Here is a 16,491-nt window from a genome sequence, read left to right as displayed (position 1 = left end):
TTTTTGGATAATTTCAGGTGAGCGTGAGACCGCCATCGACGATCAGCGTCTGCCCGCAAATATAGCCGGAGAGGGGAGAGGCCAGGAACAGCGCGACCCCTGCCATTTCCTCAACGGAGCCAAAGCGGCCCAGCGGAATCTTGGCCAGCGCGCGTTCTCTGCGCTCGTCATTGTCCATGGTGACCTTGGTCATCTTGGTATCGACCAGACTGGGGGCGATGCCGTTGACGCGGATGCCGTCGCCGGCCCAGGCGATCGCCAGCGCGCGGACCAGATTGACAGCGCCTGCCTTCGACGCCGCATAGGCTGGATTGCCGAAGGTCGCCTTGAACGCGCCGATTGAACTGACAGCGATGATGGTCCCTCTTGCTGCGGCCAAGGCTTCGCGGCAGAGGTTGGAGATGTGGAGGATGGAGTCGAGATTGACCGCCATCACCTTGTTCCAGCCTTCAGCCTCGAACTCCTGCCGCCGGTAGAGCACGGCCCCCTGCGAATGGATCAGGACGTCAAGCTTTTCGAAAGGCACCGGAGCCGCCGCAATGGCCGCCGCATCGCTCACATCCACCTGACTATAGCCTAGGCCCTCCAGGTCGCAGCCTTCGTCGCCCGCATAGTCCGCCGCGCTGGCTCGCGTGCCCCAGACATGGACCTGCGCGCCGCGCTGGCGGAAGGCTTGCGCCATGCCATTGCCGATGCCGCTCGATCCGCCGGCCACCAGAACGGTCTTTCCGGTGAAGTCGAGTTCGTTGATCAAAGGAAAGTCCTTCCCAGCATGTCAGCGGATCAGCGCTTCGGCGCGTTCGAACAGATGGACGGCCCGGCCATGAAGCTTATCGCCCGTGTCACGCGGCGCTTTTCCGGCGCAGGCGCGGGCATATGTGCCCTCCAGCAGGATGCCGAGCTTGTAGCAGGCCAGCACATGATACCAGTCGATCGCCGAAAGATCGCGGTCGGACTTGGACGCGTAACGCGCCACCAGCTCTTCGGCGCTGGGAAAGCCGTCCCACGGCTTTACCGATACGGTGCTTTCGGACTTGCCGTCGGGCCAGGTCGCCAACACCCATCCAAGGTCAAGCAGCGGATCGCCGATCGTCGCCAACTCCCAATCGATGATCGCTGCCAGTTCCGCACCGTCCGGTCGGTACATGACATTGGCGAGATGATAGTCGCCATGCATGATGCCCGGTGTGAAGCGTTCAGGCCGATGACGCTCAAGCCAAGCGCCGACCGCAGCTACGGAAGGCAGCGCATCCGGTCCCGTCCAGCCTTCAAACTCTCGATAGCCGCCAAGCTGCGAGCGCCAGCGATCAACCTGCCGGGCCAGGAAATTGGCGGGCTTTCCAAAATCCGCCAGGCCCAGCGCTTCATGATCGAGCGCACCAAGGGCGGCGATCCCGTCCACCAGGGCCAGCCCCATGGCATGGCGCATCTCCGCTGAACTGGCATGAGGCTCGGGCAACTGGCCCACCGGATTGAAGCCCTCGACCGGCTCCATCAGATAGAAGGCGACGCCCAGCACGCTTTCGTCATCGCAATTGGTGATAAGGCCGGGATGCGGGACTGGCGTTCCCGCCAGTGCGCGCAGCACCCGCGCTTCCCTCCGCATCGTCTCATTGCTGTTCGGCCGGGGATGGAGCGGAGGACGGCGGAACACATAATCGCGGCCATCGCGGGTGAAGCGCAGCAGGATGTTCTGCGTCCCTCCGGCAAGCGTGGCCACGCCGGTCAGCGGCCCGCTGCCGAGCCCCCGATCCGTCATCCACGCCGTCAGCGACTCCATGTCCACTGCCGATTCCACTTAGGCATCCTCGCTATTCTCGACTGTTTGGCCGCCGATTAGATCAATTGGATAATGCACTTGACGAACGCTCTTGGCAATGAGAAAAATGCACCCATGGTCAGACTTCAACTTGCCAGAAATGATGAAGCCCAGCGCGCCCCTGCTGCCGAGCAGCTCAAGAAAGTGGCTTTGCAGCTGTTCGCGGAGCGAGGGGTCGATGGCGTGACCGTTCGCGAGATATCGGCAGCCGCTGGCCAGAAGAATCACGGAGCTGTGGGCTATTATTTCGGATCGAAGGAAGCGCTGGTCCGGGCGATCGTCATGGACGGCGCGGTAGCTCTGGAGCGGGAGCGCAACGCTGCGCTCGATGCGCTGGAGGCGCAGGGAGGACCCCATGGCATCCGTGACGTGGTCGAGATTCTGATCAAACCCGTCCTTGCCCTGCCCGATGAGCATTATGTCCAGTTCATCGTCATCTTCGCCATGACCCATCGCGACATGATGCTCGACGCGCTCGATCCCGCATGGAACCGCGCCTATGGCCGCTGCCTCGATCATCTGCGCCGATTGATGCCGCATATGCCGCCCGTGCTGCAGAACCAGCGTTTCATCTTCATGGGCGCCTATATCAGCGCTGTCCTGTCGGCACGGCAGCGTGCGCTCGCCGACCACAGCCGCAATCACCCGATGTGGGGCAGCGAGGCGAGCCTTGAGCATTTCCTCCAGACGCTTGTGGCGCTACTGGATGCCCCCGCGGACCTGCCGCCGGAGATGCTGCAAAGCATCGACAAGCCGGACGGCGGGCTCCCGGGACGGCCGGGGCCGGTAGGCTGAGGCAGGGCAGGGCAGGGTATGGCGCCTTCGAAGCGCACCCTAATGAAACAGGAGAGCATGCGTGACGCAGAATGAACAAGTGGCGACGATCGCCGTACTCGGAGGGACCGGCAAGGAAGGCGGCGGGCTCGCTCTGCGCTGGGCGCATAAGGGGCACAAGGTGATCATCGGCAGCCGTACCGCGGAGCGCGCGCAGGAAGCCGCTGCACAGATGAACGAGGTGCTGGGCGGGAACAGCGTGACCGGCGCGGCCAATCCCGACGCGGCGGCACAGGCGGAGATCGTCGTCCTGGCCGTGCCCTATGCGGCGCAGCAATCCACCGTGAAGGATGTCGAAAGCGCGCTTTCCGGCAAAATCCTGATCGACGTCACCGTTCCGTTGATGCCGCCCAAGGTCAGCCGGGTGCAACTGCCCAATGGCGGTTCGGCCGTGGAAGCGGTGCAGAAGATGCTGGGCGACGGCGTGCGCGTCGTGTCGGCCTTCCAGAATATCAGTGCCCATCACCTCACCAAGTTGGACGAGGAAGTAGAATGCGACGTGCTCGTCTGCGCTGACGATGCCGAAGCCGCCGATCAGGTGGTGGCGCTGGCGCAGGAAATCGGCTTGCGGGCCTGGAACGCCGGGCCGCTTTGCAACTCGGTGGTCGCCGAAGGGCTGACCTCCGTCCTTATCGCCCTCAATCGCAAATATAAGGTGCCCGGATCCGGTATCCGTATCACGGGTGTCTGACTTAGGAGAAAGACATGGCTGAAGCCTATATCGCCGCTCTCGGACGTAGCGCGGGTGGAAAGCGTGGCGGCCGGCTGGCCGGCGTGCATCCCGCCGATCTTGCTGGTAAGGTTCTGGCGGCGCTCGTTGATCGCGCCGACATCGATCCGGCGGCGATAGAGGATGTCATCATGGGCTGCGCCTGCCCAGCGGGCGAGCAGGGGGCGAACATTGCTCGCAACGCGGTGCTTGCCTCCGGCCTGCCCGAATCCATTCCGGGCACCCACGTGGATCGGCAATGCGGATCTTCGCAACAGGCGCTTCACTTCGCAGCGGCCACGGTCATGGCGGGCGTGCAGGATGTGGTGATCGCTGCGGGCGTCGAAAGCATGACGCGGGTGCCCATGGGCTTGCCCTGGACGCTCGCCGCCAAGCATGGCTACGGCACCTATCGCAGCCCTGGCATCGAAGATCGCTATCCGCAGACGCCGTTCAGCCAGTTTGGCGGGGCGGAATTGCTGGCGAAGAAATATGGCCTGAACAGAGAGACGCTGGACGCCTACGCGTTGGAAAGCCATCGCCGCGCCGCCGCCGCGACCCAGGCCGGCAAATTCGATGCGGAGATCATCCCGCTGGAGGTTGTGACGCCTGAAGGCGAGACCATCATACACGCGACGGATGAAGGTATCCGCTTCGACGCGAGCCTGGAAAAGATTATCAGCGTCAAGCTGCTGGCCGATGACGGAGTGATCTCAGCCGCCAACGCCAGCCAAATCTGCGATGGCGCCGCTGCGCTGCTGGTGGTGAATGAGAGAGGGCTCAAGACCTTAGGTCTAACCCCGCTCGCGCGCATTCACCACATGACCGTCATCGGCCATGACCCAGTGATCATGCTGGAAGCGCCGATCCCCGCGACCCACCGGGCGCTCGACCGCGCAGGGATGAAGATCGGCGACATCGATCTATATGAGGTGAACGAAGCCTTCGCTCCGGTGCCGCTGGCCTGGACGCAGGCGCTGGATGCCGATGCGGCGCGCCTCAACGTACATGGGGGAGCGATCGCGCTCGGTCATCCGCTCGGCGGATCAGGCGCAAAGTTGATGGCGACACTCGTCAGCGCGTTGCACGACCGGAAAGCCCGCTTTGGTCTCCAGACCATGTGTGAAGCGGGCGGCATGGCCAACGTAACGATCGTCGAGAGGCTCTGAGCCTCTCGGCTGCGGCGGCTCTTTGGGGAAGGTGGTGAGCCCTGCTGGATTCGAACCAGCGACCTACTGATTAAAAGTTTCCTTTCGCACGATCTATCGCAATGCCTGTGTTTGCACAAGGATGCCAAAACCCACTGATTCCCTTGCGTTTATCATGTCTGCCGTTGTATGATGATGCACGCCGTTAGCGAAACGGTGATTATCTGGTGCTTATTCAGAGGCTGGTGACAGGCGATGGCAACGATCACGGTTCGGGCAGTCAAGGCGTTCCAAGCGGACGAAAAGCCCGCTTTCCTGTGGGATGATGAGGTCAAGGGCTTCGGCTTGTTGGCGCAGCCATCGGGAAGCAAGACCTACGTATTCCAGTATCGGGCAGGCATCGGTCGCGCGGGCAAGGTCCGCCGCCTGACGATCGGCAAGCATGGCAACCTGACGCCCGAGGAGGCCCGAAAGCTCGCCAAGGAACATGCGGCGGAGGTTGTGAAGGGGGGCGACCCGGTCGCGGAGCGCAAGAAGGTGGCGGTCAAAGCCCTTTCCCTTGGCGATGTGCTGGACAGCTTCATTGCTGACCATGCGAAGCCGAACCTGAAGGAAAAGACATGGGCCGAATATGAGCGGCTGGTCGACAAGGTTATCAAGCCCGCGCTCGGCAGCATCGCGATTGACGCCTTGAAGACAGAGGATGTTGCTCGCTTCTACCGCGAGGGGCGCAAGCAGGCTGCCACTCAGGCGACCTTGGCCGTTCGGGTGCTGTCTTCGGCGCTGTCTTGGGCGCAGGAGCATGGTTTGCGCGGTGCCGGCCCCAACCCTGCCAAAATTCGTCTCCAGGGCGCTAGGAGGCGCGAACGGCTCTTCAGCGACGCGGAGGTCGGACGCATCCAGACCGCGCTCAGCATGCTTGAGAAGGGCGGAGGCGTATCCCCGCAGGCGGCGCTGGCGGTGCGGCTGCTGTTTGCGACGGGATGCCGTGCGGGCGAGATATGCGAACTGCGCTGGGAAGACGTGGATCTGGAGGCGGGGATCATCCGCTGGGGCGACACAAAGACCGGCTATCTCGAAAAGCCGATAACGGCAGAGGCGCGGGCGCTGCTGAAAAGCGCGACGCGGATTGTGGGGAGTCCATGGGTTTGCCCGGCGATAACGGCGCCGAAAAAGGCGATGCGGCATGAACTGGTGAGAGAGGCCATGGAAGAGGCCATGTCGTGCGCGACCGTTGAGGCGGGCGAGAATGCCAGCCTGCACCTGATCCGGCATTGGTTTGCCACGAAGACCTACAACAATCCGGCCATCGCCCTTCCGGTCGCCATGAAGATCGTTGGGCATCGATCGGTAGCTGCGGCGATGCGATACGCCCACCCCCAGCGCGAAGAGATAGCCAAGGCGGCGGAGGCGGCGGCGAAAAATCGCACCGCATCGGTCAAGGCAGCGGCGAAGAGAGGTAAGGTTGTCCAGATGAGACCAGCGCAATGAGCGAGGATATACGACAACACACACTGCCCCTCGAAGATGTGCAACGGATTCATCTGGGCCTTGAACGGCATGATCCGATGGAATTCAGCGCAGCGACCATTGCCGAGATGCTGCAATCTATCGCGCATGAAGTCAGTGAAGCAAAGGCGGCGAAAATTCATGGGGTAGTGCGCGCACTGCTCGGCCTGGATCAGCACCACAGGTTAGAATTGAGCCAAGTACGCCGTGGGAAGCACAAGATGGCGCATGACTATGCCGCCGATCGCGCGCAGTATCAGGCGTGGTTGGACAAGCTCGCTCATTATGAGCAGGGTGGCGTCAAGACCGAAGCGGCAATCGCTTCCATCGCAGAAGAATGGCGGGTGAGCCGCGCCACCGTCTTTGCTGGCATCAGGGCCGCCGAACTGGACCTTGCGATGGGAAGGTCAATGGAAGAGGCGCTCGGGAAGTGGACCGGCCAATATGAAAACCGTCGTCCAAACAAAGGCGATTTAGCCTAGACCGCTATTCATTGGCGCACCGCGCCGCCCTGCGACAAATGGTTGGCCTCAACAAACGGAGGCAACCAGATGGACCCTCAAGCCAACACAGATGTTCTCGTGGTAAAAGAGGCGGCGGCCTATTGCCGTCTCAGCCAGAGCTACCTCAATCACCTTCGCGTCAGGGGCGCCGGCCCGGTCTTCCTCAAGATGGGGAGCGCCGTCCGCTATCGCCGTTGCGATCTGGACAAGTGGATTGAAAGCCGCCTGACGCGCTCGACCAGCGCAGCAGGTGAAGCATGACAGACCGCGCTGCGCTGCCTGACCGCATCATCGAGATCACGCATGAGCCGTTCAACTCAGGCTTTGATGTGAAGGTTATCCCGCCGCTCCCTGACGAAATGCTGGACGCTGAGTTCCCGGCGTACAAGCAGGCCCGAGGCTGGGCGTCAGGTCTGCGCCTTACACGAGGATGGCGCATCGTGGATCGCACCTGTCTCGGTGATGGGATCGGCAAATGAACGGTCGAGGGAACGGCTGCACACCGTTCGCCCCGACCTGTCACAACGGGAGCTACCAATTATGACCGAGCCACACATAGCACCGGACGACCGCGTTGTCTTCCGGGCATTCTATCGACCGGACACTGTTGACGCTGCTTCGCTGCTGGAGCGGATCGAAACCTACCTGATCGAACGCGGCACCTCGGCAACGGTGTTTGGGCGTCGGGCGCTCAACGACCCATCATTGATCTTCGACCTGCGCAAAGGCCGCCGCGTCACCCGCCGCACAGTCTCTCGCGTCGAAGCCTATCTGGCGAGGGAGGTGCGGGCATGAACGCGATCAGCCACCCCTCTGCGCCGTCTCACCCGCCAGCTGCCATCTCGCGCGTCCTGAGCCGCTACAGCCGCGGAGAACTGGAGGGGTTCATCGAAGTGGCAATCGGCCTTCTGGACCTCACCGATGGCGACCCAGACATGGAGGATGCCAACGATGTGGAGGACGACTTTTCCCTGACTGACCACGCGCTGGGATATGGGGAGCGGCGCGGCCCCGGCTGCGAAGTGAGCGATGCAGGCGGCGGCAATGTCGAGGACCAGGGCGAAGCGATAGATGAGCGTGAACCCGAGCACGAAGGGGGCGCCGACTATGGCAGCAATCAGGACGCGCCGATCAGTGACAGCAATCCGGTGATCTGCTGATGGCCAAGAAAATGCGCGCCGACTGTCGGGCGGACACACGGGGCGGAGCATGGGCGGGCATCCCCGTGTGCGTGATCCAGAGTCCAGCCTATCGTGACCTGTCCCTGTGGGCGCGCGCTATCCTGGTGGAACTGGTCGCCCGGATGAACGGCTATAACAACGGGCGCATTGGCCTTAGCCATCGCGAGATTAGCGAAGCCCTCGGCAACAGCAATCTGCGGCGGATCGGCGAAGGCATAATCGAGCTGATCGACCACGGCTTTATCGACATCACGGTTGAGGGGCAGTGGAAGCAGCGCATGGCGCGGCAATATCGCATCACCTTTGTTTCCACCGCTTACGCGCCGTTCGCGGCGACGAACGAGTATCGGCAATGGAAGCCGAAGCGAAAATCTAGCCATGACGAGGCGTCAGCAGGAGAGGGCATTTCTGCTGATGAGGCGTCAGCAGGGCGCAAATCCATTGATGACAAGGCGTCAGCACGGATTTTAGCAGCGCGACGGAAAACCGCCGAAAATGGATCGGAGGCCGTCCATGTCTCTGCTGACGAGGCGTCAACGCTTATATATAGCCATACCCCCACCCGAAAACGGGGCAGAGAAAACGCGCCTGACAGCACTGGAAAATCGGCGGGCCCTTCGTCGGCTCACACCGCCAAAGGGCGCACGGGGTTAAGTGCAACAGCTATTCGGGACAGACTGGAAAGCCTGCTGCAATCCAGCCCTACGGGAACGCAGATGCGCCTTGCCGATGCTGCGAAAATACCGGGCGGCGTTCTCGCGCAGTTCCTGGCCGATGGAAAGGATCTGTCAGCTGCACACAATGTTCGCCTGATGCTGCAAATGGAGAAGCTCGAAAGGGGGGAATATTGATGCGTTCCTCTCTCATTCGCGCCCTAAAAAAGGCGGGCCGATGATCGATCATCTTCGCAACCGGCTAAGGTGGCTGGCAGATGACTGCCTCGAGCGGCGGCGCTTGTCATCCAACGAATCCGCCCGTACCTGCTACTGGATGGCTTTCCAAGGGGCGGGGCAGGCACTGGCGCTGCGTCATGCTACGGCGCAGGAGCTACAGGCTCACCTCAACGCCATGGAGGCGGCTGGGAAGCTGGGGCGGTGGCATGATGGGCACATCGAGGAATATGACGCCTTGCTGGCAGCCCCACGACCGGCGAGACTGTTCAACGCCCGTCAGCTTGCCGACATGGACGCGAGGCCGAACGCTACGCGCTGCACAACATGCTTTACCGGCAGGCGATGGAGGGCGGGAACGCAACAGCCGCCATGTTCCTGCTGAAGGCCCGCCACGGATACAAGGAAGGCGACCAGGCCGATCAGGGCGGGCGCGTCAACGTCACCATAGCGCTGCCCGGCGCCATGACCCTCCAGCAATTCACATCCATCGGAAAGGAACCGAACAATGAATGACGATCACCTCGCGGCTGTCGGGGGTTCCCTGGGCGCCATTGCTACCCGCATTGCCGAACGCGTGGACGATGCTGACGGCACCTCGCCCATTCGTATCTTCGAAGAATGCCTAGATCGCGAGCTGGTCCAGCTTCGCAAGGCCGGGAAGGTGCAGCTTGCCGAGACGGTGGCAACGATCCGCAGCCCCATTGCGCGCTTCCTCAAAGAGGGCTGGTAAGATGGGAACCCCAGACAAGCGCCACCCGATGGTCAAGGCCATGGAGTATGTTGCCAGCCGTATGACGGAGGGCCTGGGCGATCAGCATCCGACCGCGCGCCAGCTCCAAGCAGAAGCCAATCGCCTCCGCCTCGGTGCCGAAGCGCTAGACCGCGCCAGCGCCAATCGCAGCCCGCTCGACACTCCGGAAGCACATGCGCTCAAGGTCGCCAAGATGGCTCGCAAGCTGGACAGTGAGGTTAAGGCCTATTTTAACCGCTCAGCTCAGATTTGGGCTGCTGGCCGGTCTGATGTTCAACAGCGCATCGATGACAAGGTGAACCTCCGCCCGGACGCCTTCGCCAGCGAAATTCGCGCGGCGTTCCGTTCTCTCCCCGTCAAGAAACAGGGGCAACTTATCCAGGACCTGGTTGACGGCAATCGCGGCCCCGAATTGGCGGCTATCGTGCGCGCTCCTAGTGTCCTAACCGGGATCACAGACGCGCAGCGGCAGGCGTATGAACAGATGATCGTGGCAAAGCACGCCGCCGCCGAACAGGATGAGCTGGCACAGGTCGATGAGATATACGAAGCAGTCAGCACCATGTCCCGCGCGGCAGGTGATATGGCTAGGTCGTTCATCGATCCCGGTGCGCTGTCCAACATCGAGCGCGCCGACGCCGCTGCCAGCGAAGCCCGATCGGCTTTTGACCAGTCCTTCCAGTGACCCTCGAATATAACGACTTCCAGCGGCGCGTCATGCTGCTGCCCGAGGAGGTTGACGCCTTCCTGGGTGGCGGTCGCGGCGGCGGCAAAAGCTACGCCCTCGCCCTGCTGGCGCTGCGTCACGTCGAGCAATACGGGCAGGCCGCACGCATCCTCTATATCCGCCGCACCTATAAGGGGCTCGCGGACTTCGAGCTGACGACGCGGGACCTTTACGGGACGGTCTATGGCGCCGCGGCCCGCTACAACTCAGCCGAGCATATCTGGCGGTTCCCCAACGGCGGCTATCTTGAGCTTGGGCAGCTCGAAACGCACGCCGATTATGCCAAGTATCAGGGGCGCACCTTCACGCTGCTCCTGGTCGATGAGGCGGGGCAATATCCCGACCCTGCGTTGCTCGACATTCTCCGCTCGAACCTTCGCGGGCCCAAAAACGTTCCAATTCGCGCCGTGGTAGCGGCGAATCCTGGGGGCGTGGGCCACTACTGGCTGGCCAAGCGCTACGTGTTCAAATCCGCGCCCTGGAAGCCTTTCGATGAGGAAAAGTCGGGACGCCCATGGGTTTATGCGCCCTCGACGTTCGCGGGCAATCAATTCATCGATCGCGACCAATATGCCGATCAGCTCCGCTCCAGTTGCCCCGATGACAAGGAATTGCTCAAGGCATGGATGGATGGTGACTGGGCAGTTGCGCGGGGCGCCTATTTCGCGAGCGTGCTGGACGAAAGCCGGAATGCCGTCGACCCGTGGCAGATGATCCCGCTGGCCTCGCCTCATCCGACCTATGGCGCCATGGCTCAGGGCTGGCGAACCTATCTTGCCCATGACTTCGGCAGCAGCGCACCGAGCGTCACTTATGTCGTAGCGCAGTCGCCAGGCGGGAACGGCCCTGACGGCAGATTCTACCCGCGCGACAGTCTAGTGCTGGTGGACGAACTGGCTACCTGCAAGCGGGATCGGCTGAATGACGGCCTAGGCTGGACGGTGCCGATTTTGGCGGAGGAGATCGTCGCCATGTGCAAGCGGTGGGAGATCCCGGCGCGCGGCGTGGCGGATGATGCGATCTTTGCCCAGACCGGACATGGCAGCGGCAGCATTGCGAACGAATTTACCCGATGTGGCGTTCATTTTCAGCCCGCACAGAAAGCGGACCGCCTGACAGGCTGGAATATCATGCGCCGTCTTTTATCCGATGCTGGCAAGCCCGACGTGCCGGGCCTTTATGTGTCGCGGGTCTGCGAATATTTCTGGTCGACGGTGCCCTACCTTGCGCGCGATCAGAAGCGCATCGAGGATGTGGATTCAAGCGGCCCGGATCATGGCGCTGACGCCGTGCGATATGGATGCTTGCGCCGCGATGATCGCTTGGTGAAGTTGAGGCTCGCTGGAATTTGAGAGGGGGAAGTCGCAGGGGACGAAGCCCCCGCGACCGATCATGTGTTGAAAAGTTGTTTAATGACGAGCGCCAGCTGCGCGGCGGATACCACGACAGGCAGGATCACTCGCAGCCTTCTTAGAATACGCATGGGCGTTTCCCTGAGAAGGCCATGACATGCCATGGCGTTGAAGCCATGTGTGCGCGCACACGTTAGTTGTCTGGAAATCTGTAGCAGCTGGGTCCGAAAACGAAGCTCCTAGGACATTGGCCTCTTCGGTTGCCCTGGGCGCGTAGCTGGGTCCGAAGTGGGGCTTACCCTTGGTTGGCTGTCCCTGGTTGCCCTGGGCTGCTGGGATGAGATGCTTATCGATTTGCAATGGCCCTGTCGAGTCATTCTGTTAGCGTCACGGATTAGGCGGTGGTCGGCGTGGTTGGCCTGATGGTAGCAACGGTCCAGATTGTCGATGAGGCAGTCAGGCTAAGTGGGGGATAAAGTTAAAGCCTCTCGCCATCAACCAGGACCACCGCCGATGATGTGTGGTCATAGGGGATTACTAGCTTGACCGTTTTCCCGGAATCCGTGTGGACAGTGAAATTCAAGCTGCGGGGCGGCGCCCCAAAGTCATCGCCGATGAGCATTTCAACGGCAAGTCGGCAGCTTTCGCCTCTTTCGTGGTAAGGCATCAAGTCGCCATTCACTAACGGCGCGTCAATCTCGACATTGCTCATATTTCGTCTCTCATTAGAAGGTTCTGCCCAGCGCGACGGCTGATACGATCAGCGCAAGAATAGCCACAACCAGCGAAAACCGGGCGGGCGTCCGCCAAGCCTCGCGCCTGCGAATCTCGCTCGCCGCAAGACGCGCGGTGGCAGTATCCGGATTGCGGGCGATCAGTTCAGCCAGTTCCTCGTCTGGCCATTTCGCGAAGGATGGCGACGACGGCCAGGTGAACTTATCGAATGCTTTGTCATAGGAGGAATTCAACGCGCTAAAGGAACGGGCTGTCACCTCGCCCATCGCGGCGTCATAAGCCGCAAGCTGTCCTGGTTTCCGTCGCATGTACGCCCCATCGCCTTCCGCGCTCGCCGCACAGTGCCAAAGTAGGCAACGCTATGCAATCGCGCCGATCCTATAAAGCAACTGTCAGGGAAGGAATGGCGCACGCGCCTGCGGTAGTTCCTTGCCGTGCTTATCGGGTGATTATTGCAGACTCATCCGAGGCACTTTTGCCAGGTAAGTCGTTGAAAAATGGTGAGCCCTGCTGGATTCGAACCAGCGACCTACTGATTAAAAGTCAGTTGCTCTACCGACTGAGCTAAGGGCCCCCACGAGCGAGGTCCGCACGCACTAGAGGCCGTGATGCGGCTGGTCAACCTCTAGGACGCAGCAAAGGCGTCGCTTTTCGCAACCTCGCGTCAAGATGCCGGATGGAAAGCCCGGAAACCGGATCGCGCCACTTGGGCGCGATGGTGAGGAGCGGCAATAGGACGAAGTCACGGCTGCGGAAGGCTGAATGGGGAATGTGCAGCGTGCGGCTGTCCCAGCGTCCGCCGGACCAGAGGATGATGTCGATGTCGATGCTGCGTGCGCCCCAGCGGCGATGGCGACGCCTGCCCAGCCGGTCTTCTATTTGTTGGAGTGCGCTTAGCATCTCACTTGGATTTAGTGAGCTTTCCAACAGCACCGCGCCGTTGGCGAACCGCCGCAGGGAAGGGCCGAGCGGCGCTGTTGGGATGACCGGAGCAGTGGCGAAGATCGTGCCGAGTGCCGCGATCCCGCCGATGGCCTCTCGCAGCAGGCTTGCGGGCGGTCTTTTTGCGGAAAGAGGGCGGTTGGACCCAAGCGCGAGCGCATAAAGATGATGAAGGCTTGTCTTGGGCATCTAACAGGGCCTAACCGCTGGACATGACGCTGCAAAGCCCAATCCCGCATGCGGAGGCACCGCTGGACTGCCCTCTTTGTCCGCGCCTCGCCGCATTGCGCGAGACATGCCGGGCGGAGCATCCCGACTGGTGGAATGCGCCAGTGCCGGCGTTCGGCGATCCAGATGCGCGGCTTGTCGTGGTGGGCCTCGCGCCCGGTAAAGAAGGAGCTAATCGCACCGGCCGAGCCTTTACCGGCGACTTTGCGGGTGACCTGCTTTTCTCGACGCTGGGCAAGTTCGGGCTGACGAACGGAACCTATGAGCGCCGCGCGGACGATAAGTTGGAGTTGCGGGGCGTTATCATCCTGAACGCCGTCAAATGCCTTCCGCCGCAGAACAAGCCGCTGCCGCAAGAGGCGCACAACTGCCGCCTTTTCCTGAAATCGGCGGTCGCGGCACTACCCAATGCGCAGATATTCATCGCGCTGGGAGAAATTGCCCACCAGTCGGTGGTGAAGGTGTTGGGCGGGAAGCTGCCAAAGGCGCGCTTCGCCCATCTCGCAGAGCATCGAGTGCCTAGCGGCAAGATAGTCCTGGACAGCTATCACTGTTCCAAACGGAACATGATGACGGGTCGGCTGACGGAGGAGATGTTCTCCGCCGTCTTTGAAAGAGCGGCGGAGTTGTTGGAGATGGACGCTGCGCCCGATCAGCGCAGCAGATAGTCCAGATAGGCGCCTTCCGGCGGCCCATCGAGCGCGGCCATCATCGCCTTAATCACGCTCTTATCCAGCAAGGCGCCTGCAGCTTTGTGCGCATCCACATCGGTCCAACGCTCGATGAAGATGAAGCGCCGTTCGTTCGCCAAGTCTCGGAGCATCTCAACCCCTTCGCATCCGGGCAGCGGACGAACAGCGTCGGCGATAGCGCGCAAAGCGTTGTCCAACGCGGCTCCATCCGCGTCCTTGGCATGCATCACATAATGGCGGGCAACCGTCATAGCTTCTCTCTCCCTTTTATTAGATATCCTGTGCGATCCGTGCGTAAAGCTCCGGCCGACGATCGCGGAAGAAGCCCATGCCCGCCCGGTGCTTGCGCGCCTGAGCCAGATCCAGCGTTGCGACCAATGCGCCATTATCCTTGGCGTCAGCTTCTGCAGCGAAATCGCCCCATTCGTCCGATATGAAGCTGTGGCCGTAGAATTTTTGGCCCTCTTCTTCCCCGATGCGGTTTGCGGCGATAACGGGCATGCAGTTGCTCACCGCATGGCCGAGCATCGCGCGCCGCCACATCCGGCTTGTGTCCAGATCCGCGTCATAAGGCTCTGATCCGATCGCAGTTGGGTAGAAGAGCAGCTCCGCACCCATGAGCGCCATTACGCGCGCTGCTTCCGGATACCATTGATCCCAGCAGATGCCGACGCCGATCGTGCCATAGCTGGTGTCCCAAACCTTGAAGCCGCTGTTGCCGGGGCGGAAATAATATTTTTCCTCATAGCCCGGACCGTCGGGAATGTGGCTCTTGCGATAGACCCCCATGATCTCGCCTTCATCATCGATCATGGCGAGCGAATTATAATGATGCTGACCATCGCGCTCGAAGAAGCTGGTGGGAATATATACCCGTTCCGCCTTCGCCACCTTGCGCATTTCCTGCACGGCGGGATGCTCCGCCAAGGGCTGGGCGTTGGCGAAGAGACCTTCGTCCTCGACCTTGCAGAAATAGGGGCCTTCGAACAATTCGGGCGGCAGGACGATCTTCGCACCCCGTGCCGCAGCCTTGACCACATGGTCCGCGACCATGGCGATATTGTTTCCCATGTCCTGGGAAAAGGCCAGCTGGAGCGCGGCAACGGTGACTTTGGTCATATCCTTTAAGTCCTAGAGGCGAATGCCCATGCGGGCGGCTATGGCGACCATCGCGAGATAGAGCAGGATCGTCGCCACGCAACCTGTGATAAGCGCTGCCGGGAAGGAAATACCCTTCCGCAGCAGTGCCGGGATCAGCAAGAACATAGGGAGCGAGGGGAGGACATAGTAGAAGGTCGCCTCCGCATGCCGCGCCATATTCTCGGCATCGGGCCGGTCATTCCATAACCAGATCATGCCTAGGACAGAGATGAGCGGCAGCGATGCTATCAACGCACCCAAAGCCGGATAACGCCGCGACACGACGGACACGATGGCGATGATGATGCCCGACAGTAGCGCTCGTAGCGCCAGCATCCCGCTCATCCCGCGGACGGCATCTGCTGGCTGCAGCAATGGAAGCTGCCGCCGCCTGATAGGATGGCGTCGCTGCGCAGCCCTATGACTTCGCGGCCGGGGAAGAAGTGCTTGAGTGCATCCAAGGCGGCCTGATCATTGGGCTGGCCATAGATGGGCACGATGACGGCGGCGTTGCCGATATAGAAATTCATGTAGCTGGCCGGAATCACTTCACCATCGACGACCACGCGGCCGGGGGAGGGGATCGACGCCACCTCCACCCCGAATGCCTGAGCGCGGGCGCGGGCGTCGGCATAGAGAGCGGCGTTGGGGTCATCGTCGGTGCTCGCCTCTGGCAGCGCCAGGACGCCCGGCGCCACGAAGCGGGCGAGATTATCCACATGCCCGTCCGTATGATCGTTGAGCAGCCCGTCCCCCAGCCACAGCATGTCGGACAGCCCTAGCGCGCCTGCCAGCAACGTCTCGATCTTGCCCCGGTCCAGATCGGGATTGCGATTGGGATTGAGCAGGCATTGCTCCGTCGTGACGAAGAGCCCTGTGCCGTCGGTATCGACCGCTCCTCCTTCAAACACCCAATGCTGGGAGGAGGTCGGAAGGCCCGTCATAGCGGCGAGGCGCGCGCCGATATCCTCGTCGCCAGGCATTTGGTATTTGCCGCCCCAGCCGTTGAAGCCAAAATCGACAAGTGCCCGCTCGGACCCGCGCAGCACGGCGATGGGCGCCGTGTCGCGCAGCCAGACGTCGCCGAGCTTCTGCACCACGATCTCCACGCCCGCTGCGATCAACGCGCCTGCTGCTTCGGCGTCTGCAGGCGTGGCGACGACCAGCCGTACCTGCTCGCCGCGTCCCTCGGCATGGAGTGCATTTGCAAAGTGCGCGATCTGTTGGCGCGCATCGTCAAATGCACCCGGCCATTCCTCCGGTGCGGTTGGAAAGCCGATCCAGGTCCATTCGTGCGGCGCCCATTCGGCGGGCATACGGAATGTCAT

General features: G+C 61.7%; 25 protein-coding genes and 1 tRNA gene. 16 read left to right on the top strand and 10 right to left on the bottom strand.

Translation table 11 applies throughout. The features are described from left to right. Positions 1-13: 13 nt before the first annotated feature. Positions 14-754: an SDR family NAD(P)-dependent oxidoreductase gene (locus ACFO3E_RS04880; RefSeq protein WP_066523924.1), complete on the bottom strand. Its 741-nt coding sequence runs from the start codon at positions 752-754 to the stop codon at positions 14-16. Between the two features lie 21 nt (positions 755-775). Next, positions 776-1,798, bottom strand: a complete 1,023-nt coding sequence (locus ACFO3E_RS04875; RefSeq protein ID WP_066523922.1) for a phosphotransferase family protein — start codon at positions 1,796-1,798, stop codon at positions 776-778. 96 nt (positions 1,799-1,894) lie between these two features. On the opposite strand from ACFO3E_RS04875, the gene ACFO3E_RS04870 reads away from it, so the two are divergent. The 15 genes from ACFO3E_RS04870 to ACFO3E_RS04800 all read left to right on the top strand — a co-directional run bounded on the left by ACFO3E_RS04870 (position 1,895) and on the right by ACFO3E_RS04800 (position 11,426). Continuing rightward, positions 1,895-2,614, top strand: a complete 720-nt coding sequence (locus tag ACFO3E_RS04870) for a TetR/AcrR family transcriptional regulator (RefSeq protein ID WP_066528492.1) — start codon at positions 1,895-1,897, stop codon at positions 2,612-2,614. Between the two features lie 61 nt (positions 2,615-2,675). Beyond that, the gene (gene npdG, locus ACFO3E_RS04865) at positions 2,676-3,344 is read left to right on the top strand and encodes an NADPH-dependent F420 reductase (RefSeq protein WP_066523920.1); all 669 of its coding nucleotides are present in this window, start codon (positions 2,676-2,678) and stop codon (positions 3,342-3,344) included. A gap of 14 nt (positions 3,345-3,358) precedes the next feature. Further along, positions 3,359-4,531, top strand: coding sequence for an acetyl-CoA C-acetyltransferase (locus tag ACFO3E_RS04860; RefSeq protein ID WP_066523918.1), 1,173 nt, complete (start codon positions 3,359-3,361; stop codon positions 4,529-4,531). Positions 4,532-4,765: 234 nt separating this feature from the next. Next, the gene (locus tag ACFO3E_RS04855) at positions 4,766-6,001 is read left to right on the top strand and encodes a tyrosine-type recombinase/integrase (protein ID WP_380802843.1); all 1,236 of its coding nucleotides are present in this window, start codon (positions 4,766-4,768) and stop codon (positions 5,999-6,001) included. Next, positions 5,998-6,501 carry a hypothetical protein gene (locus tag ACFO3E_RS04850; RefSeq protein WP_380802841.1) on the top strand — a complete coding sequence of 168 codons (504 nt, stop codon included), beginning with the start codon at positions 5,998-6,000 and terminating at the stop codon, positions 6,499-6,501. The genes ACFO3E_RS04855 and ACFO3E_RS04850 overlap by 4 nt, the downstream gene beginning before the upstream one ends. Positions 6,502-6,570: 69 nt before the next feature. Further along, positions 6,571-6,783 (top strand): helix-turn-helix transcriptional regulator, encoded by a 213-nt coding sequence (locus ACFO3E_RS04845; protein WP_380802839.1) that lies wholly within the window; start codon positions 6,571-6,573, stop codon positions 6,781-6,783. Continuing rightward, positions 6,780-7,001, top strand: a complete 222-nt coding sequence (locus ACFO3E_RS04840; RefSeq protein WP_380802837.1) for a hypothetical protein — start codon at positions 6,780-6,782, stop codon at positions 6,999-7,001. The genes ACFO3E_RS04845 and ACFO3E_RS04840 overlap by 4 nt, the downstream gene beginning before the upstream one ends. A gap of 61 nt (positions 7,002-7,062) precedes the next feature. Further along, positions 7,063-7,317: a hypothetical protein gene (locus tag ACFO3E_RS04835; RefSeq protein WP_380802835.1), complete on the top strand. Its 255-nt coding sequence runs from the start codon at positions 7,063-7,065 to the stop codon at positions 7,315-7,317. Beyond that, entirely contained in the window at positions 7,314-7,682 is a 369-nt protein-coding gene (locus tag ACFO3E_RS04830) for a hypothetical protein (RefSeq protein ID WP_380802833.1), read from the top strand. The genes ACFO3E_RS04835 and ACFO3E_RS04830 overlap by 4 nt, the downstream gene beginning before the upstream one ends. A gap of 143 nt (positions 7,683-7,825) precedes the next feature. Next, positions 7,826-8,554, top strand: a complete 729-nt coding sequence (locus tag ACFO3E_RS04825) for a hypothetical protein (RefSeq protein WP_380802830.1) — start codon at positions 7,826-7,828, stop codon at positions 8,552-8,554. A 40-nt stretch (positions 8,555-8,594) separates the two neighbouring features. After that, positions 8,595-8,978 carry a hypothetical protein gene (locus ACFO3E_RS04820; RefSeq protein ID WP_380802827.1) on the top strand — a complete coding sequence of 128 codons (384 nt, stop codon included), beginning with the start codon at positions 8,595-8,597 and terminating at the stop codon, positions 8,976-8,978. Continuing rightward, complete coding sequence (locus tag ACFO3E_RS04815) at positions 8,966-9,109, top strand: hypothetical protein (protein ID WP_380802825.1); 144 nt, start codon at positions 8,966-8,968, stop codon at positions 9,107-9,109. The genes ACFO3E_RS04820 and ACFO3E_RS04815 overlap by 13 nt, the downstream gene beginning before the upstream one ends. Continuing rightward, entirely contained in the window at positions 9,102-9,326 is a 225-nt protein-coding gene (locus ACFO3E_RS04810) for a hypothetical protein (protein WP_380802823.1), read from the top strand. The genes ACFO3E_RS04815 and ACFO3E_RS04810 overlap by 8 nt, the downstream gene beginning before the upstream one ends. 1 nt (position 9,327) lies before the next feature. After that, positions 9,328-10,032 carry a hypothetical protein gene (locus ACFO3E_RS04805; protein WP_380802820.1) on the top strand — a complete coding sequence of 235 codons (705 nt, stop codon included), beginning with the start codon at positions 9,328-9,330 and terminating at the stop codon, positions 10,030-10,032. Further along, complete coding sequence (locus ACFO3E_RS04800; RefSeq protein WP_380802818.1) at positions 10,029-11,426, top strand: phage terminase large subunit; 1,398 nt, start codon at positions 10,029-10,031, stop codon at positions 11,424-11,426. The genes ACFO3E_RS04805 and ACFO3E_RS04800 overlap by 4 nt, the downstream gene beginning before the upstream one ends. A 478-nt stretch (positions 11,427-11,904) precedes the next feature. Here ACFO3E_RS04800 and ACFO3E_RS04795 read toward each other — a convergent pair whose 3' ends face one another. The 4 genes from ACFO3E_RS04795 to folK all read right to left on the bottom strand — a co-directional run bounded on the left by ACFO3E_RS04795 (position 11,905) and on the right by folK (position 13,292). Then, positions 11,905-12,138, bottom strand: coding sequence for a hypothetical protein (locus tag ACFO3E_RS04795; RefSeq protein ID WP_380802816.1), 234 nt, complete (start codon positions 12,136-12,138; stop codon positions 11,905-11,907). Positions 12,139-12,151: 13 nt separating this feature from the next. After that, positions 12,152-12,427 (bottom strand): hypothetical protein, encoded by a 276-nt coding sequence (locus ACFO3E_RS04790; protein ID WP_380802814.1) that lies wholly within the window; start codon positions 12,425-12,427, stop codon positions 12,152-12,154. A gap of 232 nt (positions 12,428-12,659) precedes the next feature. Beyond that, positions 12,660-12,735 (bottom strand) — tRNA-Lys (locus tag ACFO3E_RS04785). 44 nt (positions 12,736-12,779) lie between these two features. Further along, positions 12,780-13,292: a 2-amino-4-hydroxy-6-hydroxymethyldihydropteridine diphosphokinase gene (gene folK, locus ACFO3E_RS04780; RefSeq protein ID WP_066523917.1), complete on the bottom strand. Its 513-nt coding sequence runs from the start codon at positions 13,290-13,292 to the stop codon at positions 12,780-12,782. Positions 13,293-13,315: 23 nt separating this feature from the next. On the opposite strand from folK, the gene ACFO3E_RS04775 reads away from it, so the two are divergent. Continuing rightward, positions 13,316-13,999, top strand: coding sequence for a uracil-DNA glycosylase (locus ACFO3E_RS04775; protein WP_066523915.1), 684 nt, complete (start codon positions 13,316-13,318; stop codon positions 13,997-13,999). Here ACFO3E_RS04775 and ACFO3E_RS04770 read toward each other — a convergent pair. From ACFO3E_RS04770 to ACFO3E_RS04755, 4 genes are read right to left on the bottom strand one after another with little or no spacing between them, the layout of a single operon-like run. Continuing rightward, positions 13,984-14,274 carry a putative quinol monooxygenase gene (locus ACFO3E_RS04770; RefSeq protein ID WP_066523914.1) on the bottom strand — a complete coding sequence of 97 codons (291 nt, stop codon included), beginning with the start codon at positions 14,272-14,274 and terminating at the stop codon, positions 13,984-13,986. The genes ACFO3E_RS04775 and ACFO3E_RS04770 overlap by 16 nt on opposite strands. Before the next feature lie 19 nt (positions 14,275-14,293). Then, positions 14,294-15,142, bottom strand: a complete 849-nt coding sequence (gene aguB, locus ACFO3E_RS04765) for an N-carbamoylputrescine amidase (RefSeq protein WP_066523912.1) — start codon at positions 15,140-15,142, stop codon at positions 14,294-14,296. 12 nt (positions 15,143-15,154) lie between these two features. Then, positions 15,155-15,499 carry a DUF3147 family protein gene (locus ACFO3E_RS04760; protein WP_066528490.1) on the bottom strand — a complete coding sequence of 115 codons (345 nt, stop codon included), beginning with the start codon at positions 15,497-15,499 and terminating at the stop codon, positions 15,155-15,157. 5 nt (positions 15,500-15,504) lie between these two features. Further along, the gene (locus ACFO3E_RS04755; protein ID WP_066523910.1) at positions 15,505-16,491 is read right to left on the bottom strand and encodes an agmatine deiminase family protein; all 987 of its coding nucleotides are present in this window, start codon (positions 16,489-16,491) and stop codon (positions 15,505-15,507) included.

The sequence above is a fragment of the Sphingobium tyrosinilyticum genome (assembly GCF_042654265.1).
In the GTDB taxonomy this organism is placed as follows: Bacteria; Pseudomonadota; Alphaproteobacteria; order Sphingomonadales; family Sphingomonadaceae; genus Sphingobium; species Sphingobium tyrosinilyticum.
Note: the sequence above shows the minus strand (reverse complement) of the source record. Positions and strands in the feature narration are given on the sequence as shown.

What these genes read in the sequence shown, in the direction of transcription:
- ACFO3E_RS04870 (WP_066528492.1), top strand. Translation starts at nt 1,895, where the DNA reads ATGGTCAGACTTCAACTTGCCAGAAATGATGAAGCCCAGCGCGCCCCT.
- ACFO3E_RS04860 (WP_066523918.1), top strand. Translation starts at nt 3,359, where the DNA reads ATGGCTGAAGCCTATATCGCCGCTCTCGGACGTAGCGCGGGTGGAAAG.
- ACFO3E_RS04855 (WP_380802843.1), top strand. Translation starts at nt 4,766, where the DNA reads ATGGCAACGATCACGGTTCGGGCAGTCAAGGCGTTCCAAGCGGACGAA.
- ACFO3E_RS04850 (WP_380802841.1), top strand. Translation starts at nt 5,998, where the DNA reads ATGAGCGAGGATATACGACAACACACACTGCCCCTCGAAGATGTGCAA.
- ACFO3E_RS04845 (WP_380802839.1), top strand. Translation starts at nt 6,571, where the DNA reads ATGGACCCTCAAGCCAACACAGATGTTCTCGTGGTAAAAGAGGCGGCG.
- ACFO3E_RS04840 (WP_380802837.1), top strand. Translation starts at nt 6,780, where the DNA reads ATGACAGACCGCGCTGCGCTGCCTGACCGCATCATCGAGATCACGCAT.
- ACFO3E_RS04835 (WP_380802835.1), top strand. Translation starts at nt 7,063, where the DNA reads ATGACCGAGCCACACATAGCACCGGACGACCGCGTTGTCTTCCGGGCA.
- ACFO3E_RS04830 (WP_380802833.1), top strand. Translation starts at nt 7,314, where the DNA reads ATGAACGCGATCAGCCACCCCTCTGCGCCGTCTCACCCGCCAGCTGCC.
- ACFO3E_RS04825 (WP_380802830.1), top strand. Translation starts at nt 7,826, where the DNA reads ATGAACGGCTATAACAACGGGCGCATTGGCCTTAGCCATCGCGAGATT.
- ACFO3E_RS04820 (WP_380802827.1), top strand. Translation starts at nt 8,595, where the DNA reads ATGATCGATCATCTTCGCAACCGGCTAAGGTGGCTGGCAGATGACTGC.
- ACFO3E_RS04815 (WP_380802825.1), top strand. Translation starts at nt 8,966, where the DNA reads ATGTTCCTGCTGAAGGCCCGCCACGGATACAAGGAAGGCGACCAGGCC.
- ACFO3E_RS04810 (WP_380802823.1), top strand. Translation starts at nt 9,102, where the DNA reads ATGAATGACGATCACCTCGCGGCTGTCGGGGGTTCCCTGGGCGCCATT.
- ACFO3E_RS04805 (WP_380802820.1), top strand. Translation starts at nt 9,328, where the DNA reads ATGGGAACCCCAGACAAGCGCCACCCGATGGTCAAGGCCATGGAGTAT.
- ACFO3E_RS04795 (WP_380802816.1), bottom strand. Translation starts at nt 12,138, where the DNA reads ATGAGCAATGTCGAGATTGACGCGCCGTTAGTGAATGGCGACTTGATG.
- ACFO3E_RS04790 (WP_380802814.1), bottom strand. Translation starts at nt 12,427, where the DNA reads ATGGGCGAGGTGACAGCCCGTTCCTTTAGCGCGTTGAATTCCTCCTAT.
- folK (WP_066523917.1), bottom strand. Translation starts at nt 13,292, where the DNA reads ATGCCCAAGACAAGCCTTCATCATCTTTATGCGCTCGCGCTTGGGTCC.
- ACFO3E_RS04775 (WP_066523915.1), top strand. Translation starts at nt 13,316, where the DNA reads ATGACGCTGCAAAGCCCAATCCCGCATGCGGAGGCACCGCTGGACTGC.
- ACFO3E_RS04770 (WP_066523914.1), bottom strand. Translation starts at nt 14,274, where the DNA reads ATGACGGTTGCCCGCCATTATGTGATGCATGCCAAGGACGCGGATGGA.
- aguB (WP_066523912.1), bottom strand. Translation starts at nt 15,142, where the DNA reads ATGACCAAAGTCACCGTTGCCGCGCTCCAGCTGGCCTTTTCCCAGGAC.
- ACFO3E_RS04760 (WP_066528490.1), bottom strand. Translation starts at nt 15,499, where the DNA reads ATGCTGGCGCTACGAGCGCTACTGTCGGGCATCATCATCGCCATCGTG.
- ACFO3E_RS04755 (WP_066523910.1), bottom strand. Translation starts at nt 16,491, where the DNA reads ATGACATTCCGTATGCCCGCCGAATGGGCGCCGCACGAATGGACCTGG.